The sequence below is a fragment of the Polaribacter sp. HaHaR_3_91 genome, assembly GCF_019278525.1.
Taxonomy (GTDB): Bacteria; Bacteroidota; Bacteroidia; order Flavobacteriales; family Flavobacteriaceae; genus Polaribacter.
Genome location: NZ_CP058986.1, coordinates 2,638,879 through 2,655,138, shown reverse-complemented (window position 1 = coordinate 2,655,138; position 16,260 = coordinate 2,638,879). Strand labels below are relative to the sequence as shown.

Here is a 16,260-nt window from a genome sequence, read left to right as displayed (position 1 = left end):
AATCTGGTTTATTAAAAAATGATAAAAGAACATTGATAACTGATTTATATGAAACCAAGTATTCCAAAAGGAACTAGAGATTTTTCGCCAACAGAAGTAGCCAACAGAACGTATATAATGAATACGATAAAAACTGCTTTTGAAACATTCGGATTTCAACCTATAGAAACGCCAAGTTTTGAAAATTCATCAACTTTAATGGGGAAATATGGTGAAGAAGGAGATCGTTTGATTTTTAAGATTTTAAATTCTGGAGACTTTTTAAAGAAAGCCGATGAAGGTCTTTTATCACAAAAAAACAGCTTAAAAGTTACTAGTCAAATTTCAGAAAAAGCATTACGTTACGATTTAACAGTGCCCTTTGCACGTTACGTTGTACAACATCAAAATGATATTACATTTCCTTTTAAAAGGTATCAAGTACAACCCGTTTGGAGAGCAGACAGACCACAGAAAGGACGTTTTAGAGAGTTTTTTCAGTGTGATGCAGATGTTGTTGGTAGTAAATCTTTATGGCAAGAAGTAGAATTTGTACAATTATATGATACCGTTTTTAGTAAACTTGGTTTAGCAGGTACGAATATTAAAATTAATAATAGAAAAATACTTTCTGGAATCGCAGAAGTTATTGGTGCACAAGATAAATTAATCGATTTTACAGTAGCTTTAGATAAGTTAGATAAAATTGGTAAAGACGGTGTTGTTAAAGAGATGTTATCTAAAGGAATTACGGAGGACGCCATTGATAAAGTACAACCTTTGTTCGATTTTTCTGGATCTAATTTAGATAAACTAGCTTCGTTAGAAAGTATGTTGTCAACTTCTGAAGAAGGAACAAATGGAGTAGAAGAGTTGCGTTTTGTAATTAATTCTGTGGAAGAATTAGGTTTAGAAACAGCAACTTTAGAAGTAGATGTTACTTTAGCAAGAGGATTAAATTATTACACCGGTGCAATTTTTGAAGTTGCTGCGCCAAAAGGTGTAAAAATGGGGTCTATTGGTGGTGGTGGAAGATATGACGATTTAACAGGAATCTTTGGTTTAAAAGATGTTTCTGGAGTTGGTATTTCTTTTGGATTAGACAGAATCTATTTAGTATTAGAAGAGTTAGGTTTGTTTAAAGCTGTAGACTTACCAAAACCTAAGGTTATTTTCTTAAATTTTGAGTCTGATACGAATGTTCTAAAAATGAAAGCCATTAAGGTTTTAAGAGAAAATAATATAAAAAGTGAATTTTATCCTGATTTAGCAGAAAGTAATAAGGCACAAAAACGACAATGGAAATACGTTAGTTCTAGAGAAATAGAATTTGTAGTTTCTAATGTAGTAAATGATGTTTTTACTTTAAAGAATATGAATTCAGGAGAGCAAACAGATGGTGATTTATCAGAAATACTAACCTTACTAAAAGCATAAATTATAGTTTTATAATTTTTATTGATTCGTAAACTAAAATAATACGTTGCAAACACGTAAATTTGCACTATAATAAGAATGAAATGTTTGAATTGAGCAGCAAAATGAATGACGAAAGAATTGAAGAAATAGGAGAGAATCACGTTGGTACATCAGCCAAAACTCCATTAAGAGCAGATGCTTTTGATATAACTGATGAAGAAAAAATTGAAAGAATTCAACAGAGTGTTAAGGATATTTTAACCACTTTAGGTTTGGATTTGACAGATGATAGTTTACAAGGAACTCCTAAAAGAGTTGCTAAATCTTTTGTTAATGAACTTTTTATGGGATTAAACCCTAAAAATTTACCAAAAGCATCAACTTTTGATAATAATTACAATTATGGTGAAATGTTGGTAGAAAGAAATATCGTTGTATATTCTACTTGCGAACATCATTTATTACCAATTATTGGTAGAGCACATGTTGCTTACATTTCTGATGGGAAAGTAATTGGACTTTCTAAAATGAATAGAATTGTAGAGTATTTTTCTAAGAGACCTCAAGTGCAAGAGCGTTTAACAATGCAAGTTGTACAAGCGATGCAAGAAGCTTTAGGTGTAGAGGATGTTGCTTGTGTTATTGATGCAAAGCACTTATGTGTTAATTCTAGAGGTATTAAAGACATTGAAAGCTCTACTGTTACTGCAGAGTTTGGAGGTAAATTTAAAGAAAAAGAAACGAAAAGAGAATTTTTAGAGTACTTAAAAATGAATACAAGTTTTGAATAAAACTATTATTTCTGCTTAAACAGAATTCTATAAATATTAAAAACCGTTTAGAAATTTTCTAAACGGTTTTTTTTGTTTAATATTTTTGAATTATTCTTGAAATAATAAAAATGAATGCTGTATTCTTTAAAATAAAAAAGTCCAGAGCTTAAAACTCTAGACTTCTATTGATGATATACTGTTTCTTTTAATAGAAAATAAATAGATTAGTTATTTACCAATACCCATTCTCCTTTTTCTAATAAAGGAATTGCTTGTTTAAATTTAACAGCTTTTTCTTCTCCGCTCATTACATTTTTAATGGTAACTCGCTCATTTCTACCAACTTTAGGTTGTTCACGAACTATGGTTTCAACAGGTTCAGATTGTTTTTGACGAGAGCTTTCTATAGCTTGCTCTGTAGAGTTTTGAACATCTGCTTTAGATGTATTTAAACTTTCTCTTTTTTGTTGACGCGCTTCTGAAATTTGATTTGCATCTTGACTAGGAAGCTCTCCTTTAAATAAGAAAGATAAAACCTCTCTATTTATTTCATCAACGGTAGTTTTAAACAATTCAAAAGCCTCAAACTTATAGATTAATAAAGGATCTTTTTGCTCATAAGACGCATTCTGAACAGATTGTTTTAAATCGTCCATTTTACGTAAATGATCTTTCCAGTTCTCATCTATAATTGCCAACGTAATATTTTTCTCGAAATCTGTAATTAAACTTTTTCCTTCACTTTCATAAGCATCTTTTAAGTTGGTTACAACTTGTAAAGATTTAGTTCCGTCTGTAAAAGGAACTACAATACGCTCATAACGATCACCTTCATTTTCAAAAACATCTTTAATTACAGGAAACGCTAAAACGGCATTTCTTTCAATTTTGTTTTTGTAATGTTCAGTAACAAGATCATATAATTTGTCTGTGATTTCTTTTTGTGAAAGTTTATCAAATTCTTCTTCTGTAAAAGGAGAAGTCATTGATGAAAATTTAATCAATTCAAATTCAAAATTATGAAAATTCTTAGCAGCTTTATTCGTATTTGTAATAGATTCGCAAGTGTCATAAATCATGTTTGCAATATCTACCTGTAAATGTTTACCATCTAATGCATGACGTCTTCTTTTATAAACAAACTCACGTTGAGCATTCATTATATCATCATATTCTAACAAACGCTTACGAATACCAAAGTTATTTTCTTCTACTTTCTTTTGTGCTCTTTCAATAGATTTGGTAATCATAGAATGCTGAATTACTTCACCTTCTTTTAAGCCCATTCTATCCATCATTTTGGCAATTCTATCAGAACCAAAAAGACGCATTAAATTGTCATCTAAAGCAACGTAAAATTGAGTAGACCCAACATCACCTTGTCTTCCTGCACGTCCACGTAATTGTCTATCTACACGTCTAGAATCATGACGTTCTGTACCAATAATAGCTAAACCACCAGCATCTTTTACTTCTTTAGATAATTTAATATCGGTACCACGACCTGCCATGTTTGTTGCAATGGTTACAATACCAGGTTTACCAGCTTGGGCAACAACATCTGCTTCTCTTTTGTGTAATTTTGCATTTAAAATATTATGAGGAATCTTACGCATTTGTAACATTCTACCTAATAACTCTGAAATCTCTACAGAAGTTGTACCAACTAAAACAGGTCTATTTTGTTCTACTAGTTTTACAATATCTTCAATTACTGCATTGTATTTCTCACGTGCAGTTTTGTAAATTAAATCTTCTTTATCATCCCTTTGAATAGGTCTGTTTGTAGGGATTTCTACAACATCTAATTTATATATTTCCCATAACTCACCAGCTTCTGTAATTGCTGTACCTGTCATACCAGACAGTTTTCTGTACATTCTAAAGTAGTTCTGTAAAGTTACGGTAGCAAAAGTTTGAGTAGCATCTTCAATTTTTACATTTTCTTTTGCCTCAATTGCTTGGTGTAATCCGTCTGAATAACGACGACCGTCCATGATACGCCCTGTCTGTTCATCAACAATCATTACTTTATTGTCCATAACAACATACTCAACATCTTTTTCAAAAACAGTGTATGCTTTTAATAGTTGATTCATTGTATGAATACGCTCACTTTTTATGCTAAAGTCTTTGTATAACTCTTCTTTTTGAGCAGTTTTTTCTTCTTTACTACTTTCAGAATTATCTATTTCACCAATTTTAACTCCGATGTCTGGTAACACAAAGAAGTTTTCATTTGCAGTTTTTTCTGATAAATCTGCAATTCCTTTGTCTGTTAAATCAATTTGATTATTTTTTTCTTCAACAACAAACCATAAGTCTTCATCTACTTGTGGCATTAACTTGTTGTTATCTTGCATGTAGTAGTTTTCTGTTTTCTGCAAGATTTGTTTATTTCCCTCTTGAGATAAAAACTTAATTAATGCTTTGTTTTTAGGTAATCCTCTGTAAACTCTTAATAATAAGAATCCACCATCTTTATCATTACCGTCTGCAATTAATTTTTTGGCTTCAGCAAAAACACTTACCAAATGATTTTTTTGTTTAGTAACTATTTCAGAAACTAAAGGTTTTAATTCGTTAAATTCATGTCTGTCTCCTTGAGGTACTGGTCCAGAAATAATTAAAGGAGTTCTAGCATCATCAATTAAAACAGAATCTACTTCATCAATAATAGCGTAGTTAGGAGCTCTTTGTACTAAATCGTCTTTAGAGCTAGCCATATTATCACGTAAATAATCGAAACCAAATTCGTTATTTGTACCATAAGTAATGTCTGCGTTGTAGGCTTTTCTACGTGCATCAGAATTTGGTTGATGATAATCGATACAATCTGTTGTAAAACCATGAAACTCAAAAATTGGTCCCATCCACGCTTTATCACGTTTTGCTAAATAATCATTTACGGTTACTAAATGAACTCCGTTACCAGTTAATGCATTTAAATAAACAGGTAGGGTAGAAACTAATGTTTTTCCCTCACCAGTCATCATTTCAGCAACTTTACCTTGGTGTAAAACGGATCCACCAATTAATTGAACATCATAATGAACCATGTCCCAAGTAACAGCTTTACCCGATGCATCCCAAGAGTTTGCCCAAAAAGCTTTATCACCTTCTAAAGTAACGTTATCTCTTTCTGCAGATAATTCTCTATCAAAAGCAGAAGCTGTAACTTCTACTTGTTCATTTTCTACAAAGCGTTTTGCAGTTTCTTTTACAACAGCAAAAGCTTCTGGCATAATTTTAAGTAAAGTTTCTTCAGAAACTTTATATGCATCATCTTTTAGAGTATCTATTTCAGTATAAATATCTTCTTGACGATCTATATTTGCTGTCTTAGCTTCTTCTTCTAATTCAGTAATTTTAGTATCAAATTCTTTTGTAGCGATTTTTATTCTTTCTTTAAACTCAATGGTTTTTGCCCTTAAAGCATCATTAGAAAGTTTAGAAAATTCTATCTCGAATTTTTTTACATTTTCAACAACTGGTTGTAAAATTTTTAAATCTTTTTCTTGTTTATCACCAACAAAAAGTTTGATTACTGAATTTAAAATATTCATTTATTATGTTATTTTCAGTTAAATTAATAACTGCATTATAGTTCCGTATCAGGTTTTTTAAAAGCCTGAAAAATAGTTTCCTAGGTTGTAAGAAAACAAAAAAAAAGCCTCTTTAGAGACTTTTTATATTTAATTATTATGTTTAGTATTCATCCTCATTCCAAAGATAATCATCTTCGGTAGGATAATCTGGCCAAATTTCAACAATTGAGTCATACGCATCACCTTCATCTTCTATATCTTGTAGGTTTTCTACTACTTCTAAAGGAGATCCAGTTCTAATAGCGTAATCTATTAATTCGTCTTTGGTTGCTGGCCAAGGCGCATCTGCTAAATAAGATGCTAATTCTAATGTCCAATACATTTCTTAATGTTTAATTTTGTGCAAAAATAATTTTTTTACTGAATTATACAAGTCTTTTTTAAGAAATATATAGAGAAGTTATTCTTTCAATTTGTTAATATCTTAAAATTAATGCTTTAAGGATGAAATAAAATGAAAAACTTCTTTAAATCGATAAAAAAAGAACGTGTTAGTTTTTTGTAGGAATCCATTTGATTTCGGCTACTGATAAGTCTTTGGACAACTTTCGTGCCAACGTAAAAAGGTAGTCAGAAAGTCGGTTTAAGTATTTTAGTATGTCAATATTAATGTTTTCTTGATCATTTAGTTCTACAACTAAGCGTTCTGCCCGTCTGCAAATGCATCTTGCAATATGACAAAATGACACAGATTGATGTCCGCCAGGAAGAATAAAATGAGTCATTTGAGGAAGCTCTAAATCCATTTTATCAATTTCTTCTTCTAAAAACAGAATAGAAGCATTATCAATTTTTGGAATGTTAAGTCTCTCTTTTCCATTTTTTAAAGTTTCTTTTTCTGGAGGCGTTGCTAACATGGCACCTAAAGTAAATAATTCATTTTGAATTTTTAATAAAGAATCTTTTATAGGTATACTTATGTCTTGATCTTTTATTAATCCAATATAAGAATTTAGTTCGTCTACATTACCATAACTTTCTATACGTAAATTGTATTTTTTTACTCTAGTACCTCCAAAAAGAGCAGTTGTACCAGCGTCACCAGTTTTTGTGTATATTTTCATAATATTAGTCGCGGTTTTTCATTAAATCAAAGTTACAAAGTTTAAAAAGAGTGCTGTTTAAAATTAACACGATTTAACACTTTAAAAAAAATTAGACTCTTATTTTAAAATGTTCTTTTTCTTGTTCTTTTCTAAAGAAAACAATTCCCCAGTAAAAAATATCAACGGTAACGGTTACTTTTTTGTGATTTTTAATTTCTGTCCAGGCTTCTTTCATTTCGTCACTCCAATAAATGTCATCAAAAATCCATACTGAATTATTAGTAACCGTATCTAAACAAGTATTAAAATAATGTAAGGTGTCTTTTTTTGTATGATTCCCATCAAAATATATACAATCGAATTCTTGGTTTTTAATAGCTAAAGGTAACGTTTCTTTAAAATCACCTGTAATTATTTGAATGTTTTTGTAATTGTTATTAGAGAATAAATAATCTGCAACTTTACTTGTTTCTGGGCAACCTTCTAATGTTGTAATATTTGTTTTATTATTTCCAATTTTAATTGCTGATGTACCTAAACCTAAAGAAGTACCAATTTCTAATAAATTATCAGGTTTAAAATATTGAATTAAACGAATTAATAATTTAGCTTTTTTGTTTGATAAACCTGCAATTTTTGCAATTTTAGAAACTTGACGCTCATTATTTTTAAAAACTTTAGATCCTGCACCAAAATCTGTGACTTTTATCAAACTTTTGTTGTCTAATAATTGTTGTTTTGTTTTAGAAAACAATTTTACTAATATTGGATCTGTTTTTTTATAAAAACATTTGGTTATTAAATCATACACAAAAGGAGAGTGGACCCCATGTTGATTAGATGATTTTACGAGAAATTTTAAATATTTTGTTATCAAATAAATCATTTTTATATAAAAAACGAAAGTAAAATAAAATTATAGTAAACCACTTTTAAAAAGTATATTTGTGCATATTTATGATTAAAATTACAATGAGAAACCATTTTTTACTGCTCTTATTTATTCCTTTTCTTTTTTCGTGTATACCAGCTAAGGATATAATTTATCTACAAGGAGAGCCAATTGCAAAAAAAGAGATTAAAAGAATTAATAATATACCCTACAAGTTACAGGTTGATGATATCTTAAATATAGATATAAAATCTAATGAAGAGTCTTTAGTCGCTGTTTTTAAGAAACAATCTACAGGAAATGCAGGAGGTGCTGCAGCTGGTCTTAGTGAAGGAGCATCTTATTTTTCAGGATACAGTATAGATAGTTACGGAAACATTAGAATGCCAACTTTAGGTGAAATTAATGTTTTAGGATATACAGTGCTGGAGGTTCGGAAAAAAATAGAAAATGAATTAAAAAAATTCATTAAAACCCAAGAAGAACTTTTTGTTTCAGTAAAATTGGCTGGTATTAAATATACCGTTATTGGAGAAATAGGAAGTCCTGGGCCTAATGTTATATTTCAAAATAAGCTTTCAATTATAGATGCCATTTCTAGTTCTGGAGATATTACTGCTGTTGGAAATAGAAAAAAAGTTGAAATTATTAGAAACTCAATTACGGGAACAGAAAAATTTACAATTGATTTAACACAAATAAGTGCTTTTGATTCTGATGTTTTTTATGTTAAACCAAATGATATTATAAATGTTATTCCATTGAAACAAAAAACATGGGGAACAGGTACTACTGGTCTTGGAGCACTCACAACAATTGTTTCGTTATTTACATTGATAAGTACTACTTTTATTTTAGCAAGAAATTTATAGGGATTTATGGATAATTTAAATAAACTAAATAACAGTACTATTCAAGCTAATGTTGATGTTAAAGGGTATGTTTTTAAGGTTTTATCTTATTGGAAACTTTTTTTTGTAACTATTATTATTGCCTTGATAGTTGCCAAATTTATGAATGATTATAAAACAAAAATTTATAATCTAAATACCGTAATATCTGTAAAAGAAGAAAACAATCCATTGTTTTCTACAGGAACAAACATAGCATTTAATTGGGGAGGAGCAAGTGATGCCGTAGAAACTATAAAAGTAGTTTTAACTTCTAGAACACATAATGAAAAGGTAGTTAGAAAATTAAATTTCTTCATAAACTATTTAAAAGAAGGCAGGTATAGGTTAGTGGATGTTTATGGTTACACTCCCTTTGTGGTAGATTTAGATACTAGTAAACCTCAATTATATGGACAACTTATACAAGTAGAAATTACAGGTGAAGATACTTATAAATTATCTTTTGATCTTAAAGAGAATACTTCAAATGCTTTAATTACCTATGATACAAATACAACAAGTGTTCACAATTTTTCCTCTCCACTTTTTTCTAAAGAGTATAAAATTGATGAACAGATAAATACTGAATTTTTAAATTTTTCATTGCAAAAAACCAAAAAGTTTACTGTTGGTGAAAAATTTTATATTCAATTTGTAAGTTTTGATGGAACTGTAGGTAGTAATAAATCTATTGGTGTTGAAGGTATAGCTAATGGAGCTTCTATGCTTAGATTGTCTAAAGGAGGTACAAATAAAAATAGAATTGTAGACTACTTAAATGCAACGGTTGTTATTCTTGATGAAGATAAGCAAGAACAAAAAATTCTTTATGCTAAAAAGACGAAAGATTATATAGAGCTTTTGTTTACACAATTAGAAGATAGTTTACAGCGAATAGAAAAGGAATTAGGGGTTTTTAAGGAAAAAAATAATATTTACAATTTATCTGAAGAAGGTAGTCTTGTTTTTAATGAAACTATTGAGATAGATCAAGAGAAAAAAAATGTTTTAGAGTTTAATGAATATCTTAATAATTTAAGAAGTTATTTACTTTCTCACGATACCTATGGGGAAAATATTCCTGTTCCTGCTTTAATAGCTGTTCAAGATGGGAAGATTTCTGGTGAAATATCTACACTTATACAATTATCTAGTTTAAGAGAAAAATTAAGAGGTTCTGTAACAGATAATCATCCACAGGTTATTAAGTTGAGTAATGACATTAATATTTCTAAAACTAATTTATTAGAAAATATATCCACTTTAAAAGTTGTTAATCAAAATAAAATTAACAAATTAAATGCTGAATTAGCTACTTATAAAAGCAAACTTAAAAAATTACCTAAAACAGAACAAGGTTTATTAAAGTTTGAAAAAAACTATCAAATTTCAGAAGCAAATTATAATTATTTGAAGCAAAAAAGTTACGAAGCAGGTTCTGCAATTGCTGCAAATGTATCTGATGTTAAAATTATAGATACGGCTAAAGACTTAGGTAATGGTCCTGTATACCCAATACCAAGTTTTAATTATTTAGTTGGTTTAATGTTGGGAATTGTTTTTCCTTTATTTTATATTATTACTAGAGAGGTTTTAGATAATAAAATTCACACAGCAGAGGATATTCAAAATAACTATGCAATTCCTGTTTTAGGTGTTGTAGGTAAAAACCATGGAAATAATAATCTAGCGGTTTTTAATAAGCCAAAATCCTCAGTTTCAGAATCCTTCAGAGCGCTTAGGTCTAATATTCAATTTTTATTTAAAAATACAGATTCAGATAAATCCAAAACATTGGTTTTAACTTCTTCAGTAAGTGGTGAAGGGAAAACAATGATTTCTATAAATATGGCAACTGTTTTTGCTTTAAGCGGAAAGAAAACAGTTTTAGTAGGTTTAGATTTAAGAAAACCTAAAATTTATGATGATTTTGATTTAACCAATGATGTTGGTGTGGTAAACCACTTAATCAAGCAAAAGACATTAGATGAAATTATAATTAAGACTAAAGTGCCAAACTTAGATCTTATTTTGTCTGGACCAATACCTCCAAATCCTTCTGAATTATTATTGAATGAAACAGCAGACAAGATGATTAAAGACCTTCAAGAAAGATATGATTATGTTATTATTGATACACCACCTGTTGGTTTAGTTTCTGATGCATTAGAGTTGTTTAAATATGGAGATGCTATTATTTATGTTATCCGTCAGGATTATTCCGAAAAGGGAATGATGAGAATGATAGATGATAAGTATAAAAATAAAGAAGTAACCAATATTAGTTATGTTTTAAACGACTTTTCTATAAAGAATAAATACGGTTATGGTTACGGCTATGGTTATGGCTACGGTTACGGCTATGGTTATGGAAAATACGGTAATGGTTATCATGAGGATGAAGATAATAAAGGCTTCTTCTCTAGAATATCTAGTTTATTTAAAAAGAATTAAAAATTAAAAAAGCATCGTTAATTCGATGCTTTTTTAGTTATATAAAAACTGAGGAAAAATTTCAGTTTTTTAGAGGGAATTTAATAAGCTGTTTTATCTTGCTTTTCTGCCCATTTATTAAAAGGCTCTAGTGAAATCTCTCTTCCTATTTGCTCAAACGGAATGCTTCTTTTCTCGTAAGGTAAAGGAATTTCTTTGTAGATAAATTCATCGTCAAAGCCAATATTTGCAGCATCTTGCTGATTACTTCCGTAAAAAACTTTGTCTGGTCTTGCCCAGTAAATAGCACCTAAGCACATAGGGCAAGGTTCGCAAGAAGTATATATAATACAACCGTCTAACTGAAAAGAACCAATATTTTTACAAGCATCTCTTATTGCAGTAACTTCTGCGTGTGCAGTTGGATCATTGGTAGATGTTACTTTGTTATTTCCGCGACCAATTACTTCTCCGTCTTTTACAACGATACACCCAAAAGGCCCCCCTTCGTTATTATTCATTCCTTTTAAAGCTGCTTTTACAGCTTCGCTCATAAATTCTTCGTGTTTGTTCATCTTCATTTTCTTTTATTATGATTTACTTTGTTTAGCCAAAAAAAGCTGCATAAGGTATGCAGCTTTTAGAGAATGTAAAATTAATATTTTTATTTTAAACCGCCGGTCATTTCTTCTGGTTTTACCCATTCGTCATATTGTTCTGGAGTTACATAGCCTAAACGAACAGCTTCTTCTTTTAAAGTTGTTCCGTTAGCATGCGCTGTATTTGCAATTTCTGCAGATTTATAATACCCAATTTTAGTATTTAAAGCAGTAACTAACATTAAAGAATTATTTACCAATTCTGTAATTCTAGCATGATTTGGTTCTATACCAGAAGCACAATGTTCATCAAAAGACTTACATACATCACCAATTAATTGAGCAGATTGTAAAACATTTGCAGCCATTACAGGTTTAAAAACATTTAATTCATAATGTCCTTGAGCACCACCAATTGTTACGGCAACGTCATTACCCATCACTTGAGCAGCAACCATTGTCATAGCTTCACACTGTGTTGGGTTTACTTTACCTGGCATAATAGAAGATCCAGGTTCGTTTGCAGGAATAATAATTTCTCCAATTCCAGATCTTGGTCCTGAAGCCATCATTCTAATATCGTTGGCAATTTTATTTAAAGAAACAGCAATTTGCTTTAAAGCTCCATGCGTTTCCACTAAAGCATCGTGTGCTGCTAAAGCTTCATATTTGTTTTCTGCTGTAATAAATGGCATTCCTGTAAATTGTGCAATATATTTTGCTACCAAAACATCATAACCTGCAGGTGTATTTAACCCTGTACCTACTGCTGTACCACCTAAAGCTAATTGAGATAAATGATCTAAAGTATTATTTAACGCTTTTAAACCGAAGTTTAATTGTGCAACGTAACCAGAAAACTCTTGACCTAAAGTAAGTGGAGTAGCATCCATTAAATGCGTTCTACCAATTTTTACTACATCTTTAAAAGCTTCTGTTTTTGCTTTTAAAGTATCTCTTAATTGCGTAATTCCAGGAATAGTAGTTTCTATAATTTTTTTGTAAGCAGCAATGTGCATACCTGTAGGAAATGTATCGTTAGATGATTGCGATTTGTTTACATCATCATTTGGCTGAATCACTTTTTCGCCTTCACCAATTACTTTTCCTGCAATTTCTTGCGCTCTATTAGCAATTACTTCATTCACATTCATGTTAGATTGTGTACCAGAACCTGTTTGCCAAATAACTAAAGGAAACTGATCATCTAATTTTCCTTCTAAAATTTCATCACAAACTTGTGCGATTAAATCTCTTTTTTCTTCTGTTAAAACACCTAATTCTGCATTTGTATATGCAGCTGCTTTTTTAAGATATGCAAAACCATAAACAATTTCTAATGGCATAGAACCAGAAGCACCTATTTTAAAGTTGTTTCTAGAGCGTTCTGTTTGTGCACCCCAATATTTGTCTGCAGGAACTTCTACGTTTCCCATAGTGTCTTTTTCGATTCTATATTTCATAATTATAATGTAAATTTTAGATACACAAATTTACAAAAAACTATGATTACATAAAGTTGATATTTATCATTTTTAGATAACTAAAAAAAATGTTTTTTTGATGCCTATCTTTTAAAAATAAATATTATTTTTGCATTAATAATTTTACAAAATATACAAATGTTAGATTTTTCAGAATTTTCAGGATTGGTTTTATTTATGTTTATTTTTACAGCTGGTTTTTGGTTGTTAATATTCTTATTAACATTTGTGGTTCCTTACTGGATTGGTGGAACTATCTGGGAAAATATGAAGTTAAAAAAAGAAGCTAAAAAAGCTGCGGAAGGTAAGTAGTCTTTTTAAAACATATAATTAAAAAAAACTCGTTCATTTATTTGAACGAGTTTTTTTTGGGCGTTACCACAAGGGTCGGGCTTTCTGTTACAAGTCCTCGTTTTTTACAAAGGTAAAAATCTGTGGGCTTTTCACTTCAATCCCTAACGCGGGCAAACTTGCAAAAACTTGTTGTAGTAACAAATAATTAGCAAATATGCCCGCGTTAGGGATTGAAGCATTTGTTTGAGCTCTTTTTTCTTTTTCAGAAAAAAAGCGAGTGTGGAAAGCCTGTTAAAACGCCCAAATACTTTTAAAATTCATCTCCGCCACCATCATCTTCTCTATTTTCAGCTGGTTTTCTATCTTTTTGGTTTTTACTCTGATTAAATCTGTAGGTAAAAGTTAAAGACACCTGGCGCATTCTTCTTTGAAATGTTTGGTCTGTGATATTGGTTGGGTTTTCTCTACTTGGAGCGTACCCAACAACCTCGTACTTTCTAGAGTTAAAAAGATCACTAACATTAAGTACTAAGGTTCCTTTGTCTTTTAAAATATCTTTACTAAGTGCTATGTTTGTAGATAAAATACCTTCTCTTTCGCTTTGTGCATCGTTTTTTGGACCGTAATAAAAAACTCTTGTTTGAGATTGAATATCCCAAGGAAGTGTAATTTTAGCATCGAAACGTGTGAACCAAGAGTCGTTTTTTGTATCGAAATTTTGAGTAATTGGTGTTAGGTTACCATTACTTGGGTCTGTAACGTTGTAAGTGTATTCTCCTTCTGTTTCGAATTGATAGTAGTTAAAGCTACCAGAAAAACGTACTTTTCTACTAGCATTATAATTTGCTGTAAATTCAAAACCAGATCTGTCTTCTGAAGCCAAATTAATTGGTTGTCTAATAATTACATTGGTTTCTAGTCCGTTTACAACTCTAACATCTTGACTGTTAACTCTCGAAATATTGTTTGTTGAATGTTGGTAATAAATAGAAGAGTTTAAAGTTAATTTACCCCAAGTATTTAAGTAACCTAAATCGAAAGAATTTGTATATGTAGGGTCTAGGTCTACGTTTCCTTTAGAAAAAATAACTTCACTTTCTCTACTTTCAAATGGGTTTAAATAGCGAGAGCTTGGTCTTCTTAACCTTTTACTATACCCTAAGGTAAAACTTTGATCATCATTTAATTCATATCCAAAGTTTACGGTTGGAAATAAATCTGTATAATTTTTATTGTAATTTTCATTGTTATTCAATAATTGAATATCAATGTTTGTAATTTCTGCTCTTAAACCTAATAAATAAGAAAACTTGTTAATTTTACTACCAAATTGTGTGTAAAAAGCATTTACATTTTGAATGAATTCTAAGTTATTAGAAGGGTTGTATGCTGGGTCTAAATTAGGAGCGACAACTAGGTAATTTGATGATAAATCTTGGAAACTACCACGGTAACCTGCTTCAAATTGCGAGTTTTTACCAATTGGTAACACGTAATCTGCCTGCACTAAATTGTCTATAGAAAGTTCGTTTGTAGTGTTTGTTTCTGGGTTTATATCTATAATAATTGCATTCTCGTTTTCCTTACTAGCACTATGTTGTAAATCTAGCGTTAATTTATGTCCGTCTTCATTAAAATTATTTACATAATTTAAAGAAAACTGTAATGTTTTATCATCTTCTCCTTCAGTTTGAATACGTGTAGAGTTGTATAAATTGTTATCTAAAGCATCAAAAGAGCTAATGTTATTCTTAGAAATATCATTACCATCAGAATCTCTTACAAATATAGTACCTGTAATAGAACTTTTTTTGTTTAAATAATATTCTAAACCAAAATTAGCATTAAAGCCTTTTCTACTTCGGTCATTATCTCTGTTTTCTACTCTAATACTATCTATATTTCCATTAGTTAGGTAAGTTATATCAGAATTATAAACACCAGGACCTGCATTATCGTTATACCCTAAATTAGTAAAGACATTTATTTTTTCGGTACGTAAATTTAAATTTACACCACCTTGATAATTTTTAGGATCTCCAACAGTAACGTTTACAGAACCATTTAAACCAGAAGATTTTCCTTTTCTTAAAATGATATTTAAAATACCTGCAGTTCCTTCAGAATCGTATCTTGCAGATGGAGATGTAATTACTTCAACTCTTTCAATAGCATCAGAAGGTAATTGTTTTAAGGCATCTGCACCGCTTAAACCAACTAAAGCAGATGGTTTTCCGTCGATTAAAATACGTACGTTTTCACTACCTCTTAAACTAACAATTCCTTCGGGATCTACGTCTACAGAAGGTACATTGTCTAAAACATCAGAAGCGGTACCACCTTTAACCGTCATGTCTTTACCAACATTATATATTTTTTTATCTAAACGAATATCTACAGTAGATTTTTCGGCTATAACAACCACTTCATCTAAACTACTAGCATCTTCATATAGTTTAATAGTTCCTAAGTTTTTGTTTGATGAAATTTCTTGAACTGGAAATTTGATGGTTTTAAAAGAAATAAACTCTACACTTATTTCGTACGTTCCTTTTGGGTTTTTAATATTAAAACTACCTGTTTGATCTGTAATTCCACCAGAAACTACTTGTGTTTCAGTGTTTTTTAAAACTACAGTAGCATATTCTAATGGTTGATTGGTGTTTGCATCTACAACTTTACCTGTAATAGAAATGGTTTCATTACTAGGCTTTTGAGCTAGCAAATAGGTTGATGTTAATAGGCAAAGTAATAAGAGTGTAATTTTCTTCATAATTGTCTTTGAATCTTGTTATTTTAAGACAGCAAAGTTCTCTCTAAGTTTAATTAGAAGTAGTTAA

12 protein-coding genes are annotated in these 16,260 nt (G+C 30.2%); 5 read left to right on the top strand and 7 right to left on the bottom strand.

What is annotated here, in order from left to right; translation table 11 throughout:
- Window positions 1-48: 48 nt before the first annotated feature.
- Window positions 49-1,416, top strand: coding sequence for a histidine--tRNA ligase (gene hisS / locus H0I27_RS11250; protein WP_218730799.1), 1,368 nt, complete (start codon window positions 49-51; stop codon window positions 1,414-1,416).
- 104 nt (window positions 1,417-1,520) lie between these two features.
- Window positions 1,521-2,189, top strand: coding sequence for a GTP cyclohydrolase I FolE (folE, locus tag H0I27_RS11245; RefSeq protein WP_240915486.1), 669 nt, complete (start codon window positions 1,521-1,523; stop codon window positions 2,187-2,189).
- Between the two features lie 206 nt (window positions 2,190-2,395).
- Here the strand turns inward: folE and secA are convergent, their stop codons facing one another.
- From secA to H0I27_RS11225, 4 genes are all read right to left on the bottom strand, one after another.
- Window positions 2,396-5,737, bottom strand: coding sequence for a preprotein translocase subunit SecA (secA, locus tag H0I27_RS11240; RefSeq protein WP_218730798.1), 3,342 nt, complete (start codon window positions 5,735-5,737; stop codon window positions 2,396-2,398).
- Window positions 5,738-5,879: 142 nt separating this feature from the next.
- A complete protein-coding gene (locus tag H0I27_RS11235) occupies window positions 5,880-6,101 on the bottom strand; it encodes a DUF2795 domain-containing protein (protein ID WP_065318236.1) in 222 nt (73 codons plus the stop codon).
- 169 nt (window positions 6,102-6,270) lie between these two features.
- Window positions 6,271-6,843, bottom strand: coding sequence for a cob(I)yrinic acid a,c-diamide adenosyltransferase (locus H0I27_RS11230; RefSeq protein ID WP_218730797.1), 573 nt, complete (start codon window positions 6,841-6,843; stop codon window positions 6,271-6,273).
- 91 nt (window positions 6,844-6,934) lie between these two features.
- Window positions 6,935-7,711, bottom strand: coding sequence for an O-methyltransferase (locus tag H0I27_RS11225; RefSeq protein ID WP_218730796.1), 777 nt, complete (start codon window positions 7,709-7,711; stop codon window positions 6,935-6,937).
- A gap of 86 nt (window positions 7,712-7,797) precedes the next feature.
- Here H0I27_RS11225 and H0I27_RS11220 point away from each other — a divergent pair, with 86 nt between their 5' ends.
- Together H0I27_RS11220 and H0I27_RS11215 are read left to right on the top strand one after the other, a co-directional pair.
- Window positions 7,798-8,589, top strand: a complete 792-nt coding sequence (locus H0I27_RS11220; RefSeq protein WP_218730795.1) for a polysaccharide biosynthesis/export family protein — start codon at window positions 7,798-7,800, stop codon at window positions 8,587-8,589.
- 6 nt (window positions 8,590-8,595) lie between these two features.
- Complete coding sequence (locus tag H0I27_RS11215) at window positions 8,596-11,064, top strand: exopolysaccharide transport family protein (RefSeq protein WP_218730794.1); 2,469 nt, start codon at window positions 8,596-8,598, stop codon at window positions 11,062-11,064.
- Window positions 11,065-11,144: 80 nt separating this feature from the next.
- On the opposite strand, the gene H0I27_RS11210 is transcribed toward H0I27_RS11215, so the two are convergent.
- Both H0I27_RS11210 and fumC read right to left on the bottom strand, forming a co-directional pair.
- Window positions 11,145-11,618: a nucleoside deaminase gene (locus H0I27_RS11210; protein ID WP_218730793.1), complete on the bottom strand. Its 474-nt coding sequence runs from the start codon at window positions 11,616-11,618 to the stop codon at window positions 11,145-11,147.
- 89 nt (window positions 11,619-11,707) lie between these two features.
- On the bottom strand, window positions 11,708-13,105 hold the full coding sequence (gene fumC, locus H0I27_RS11205; protein ID WP_218730792.1) for a class II fumarate hydratase: 1,398 nt from the start codon (window positions 13,103-13,105) through the stop codon (window positions 11,708-11,710).
- A 159-nt stretch (window positions 13,106-13,264) separates the two neighbouring features.
- Between fumC and H0I27_RS11200 the strand changes: the two genes are divergently transcribed.
- Window positions 13,265-13,438 (top strand): hypothetical protein, encoded by a 174-nt coding sequence (locus H0I27_RS11200; RefSeq protein ID WP_165733463.1) that lies wholly within the window; start codon window positions 13,265-13,267, stop codon window positions 13,436-13,438.
- Between the two features lie 292 nt (window positions 13,439-13,730).
- Here H0I27_RS11200 and H0I27_RS11195 read toward each other — a convergent pair whose 3' ends face one another.
- The gene (locus tag H0I27_RS11195; RefSeq protein ID WP_218730791.1) at window positions 13,731-16,193 is read right to left on the bottom strand and encodes a TonB-dependent receptor; all 2,463 of its coding nucleotides are present in this window, start codon (window positions 16,191-16,193) and stop codon (window positions 13,731-13,733) included.
- Window positions 16,194-16,260 lie beyond the last annotated feature (67 nt).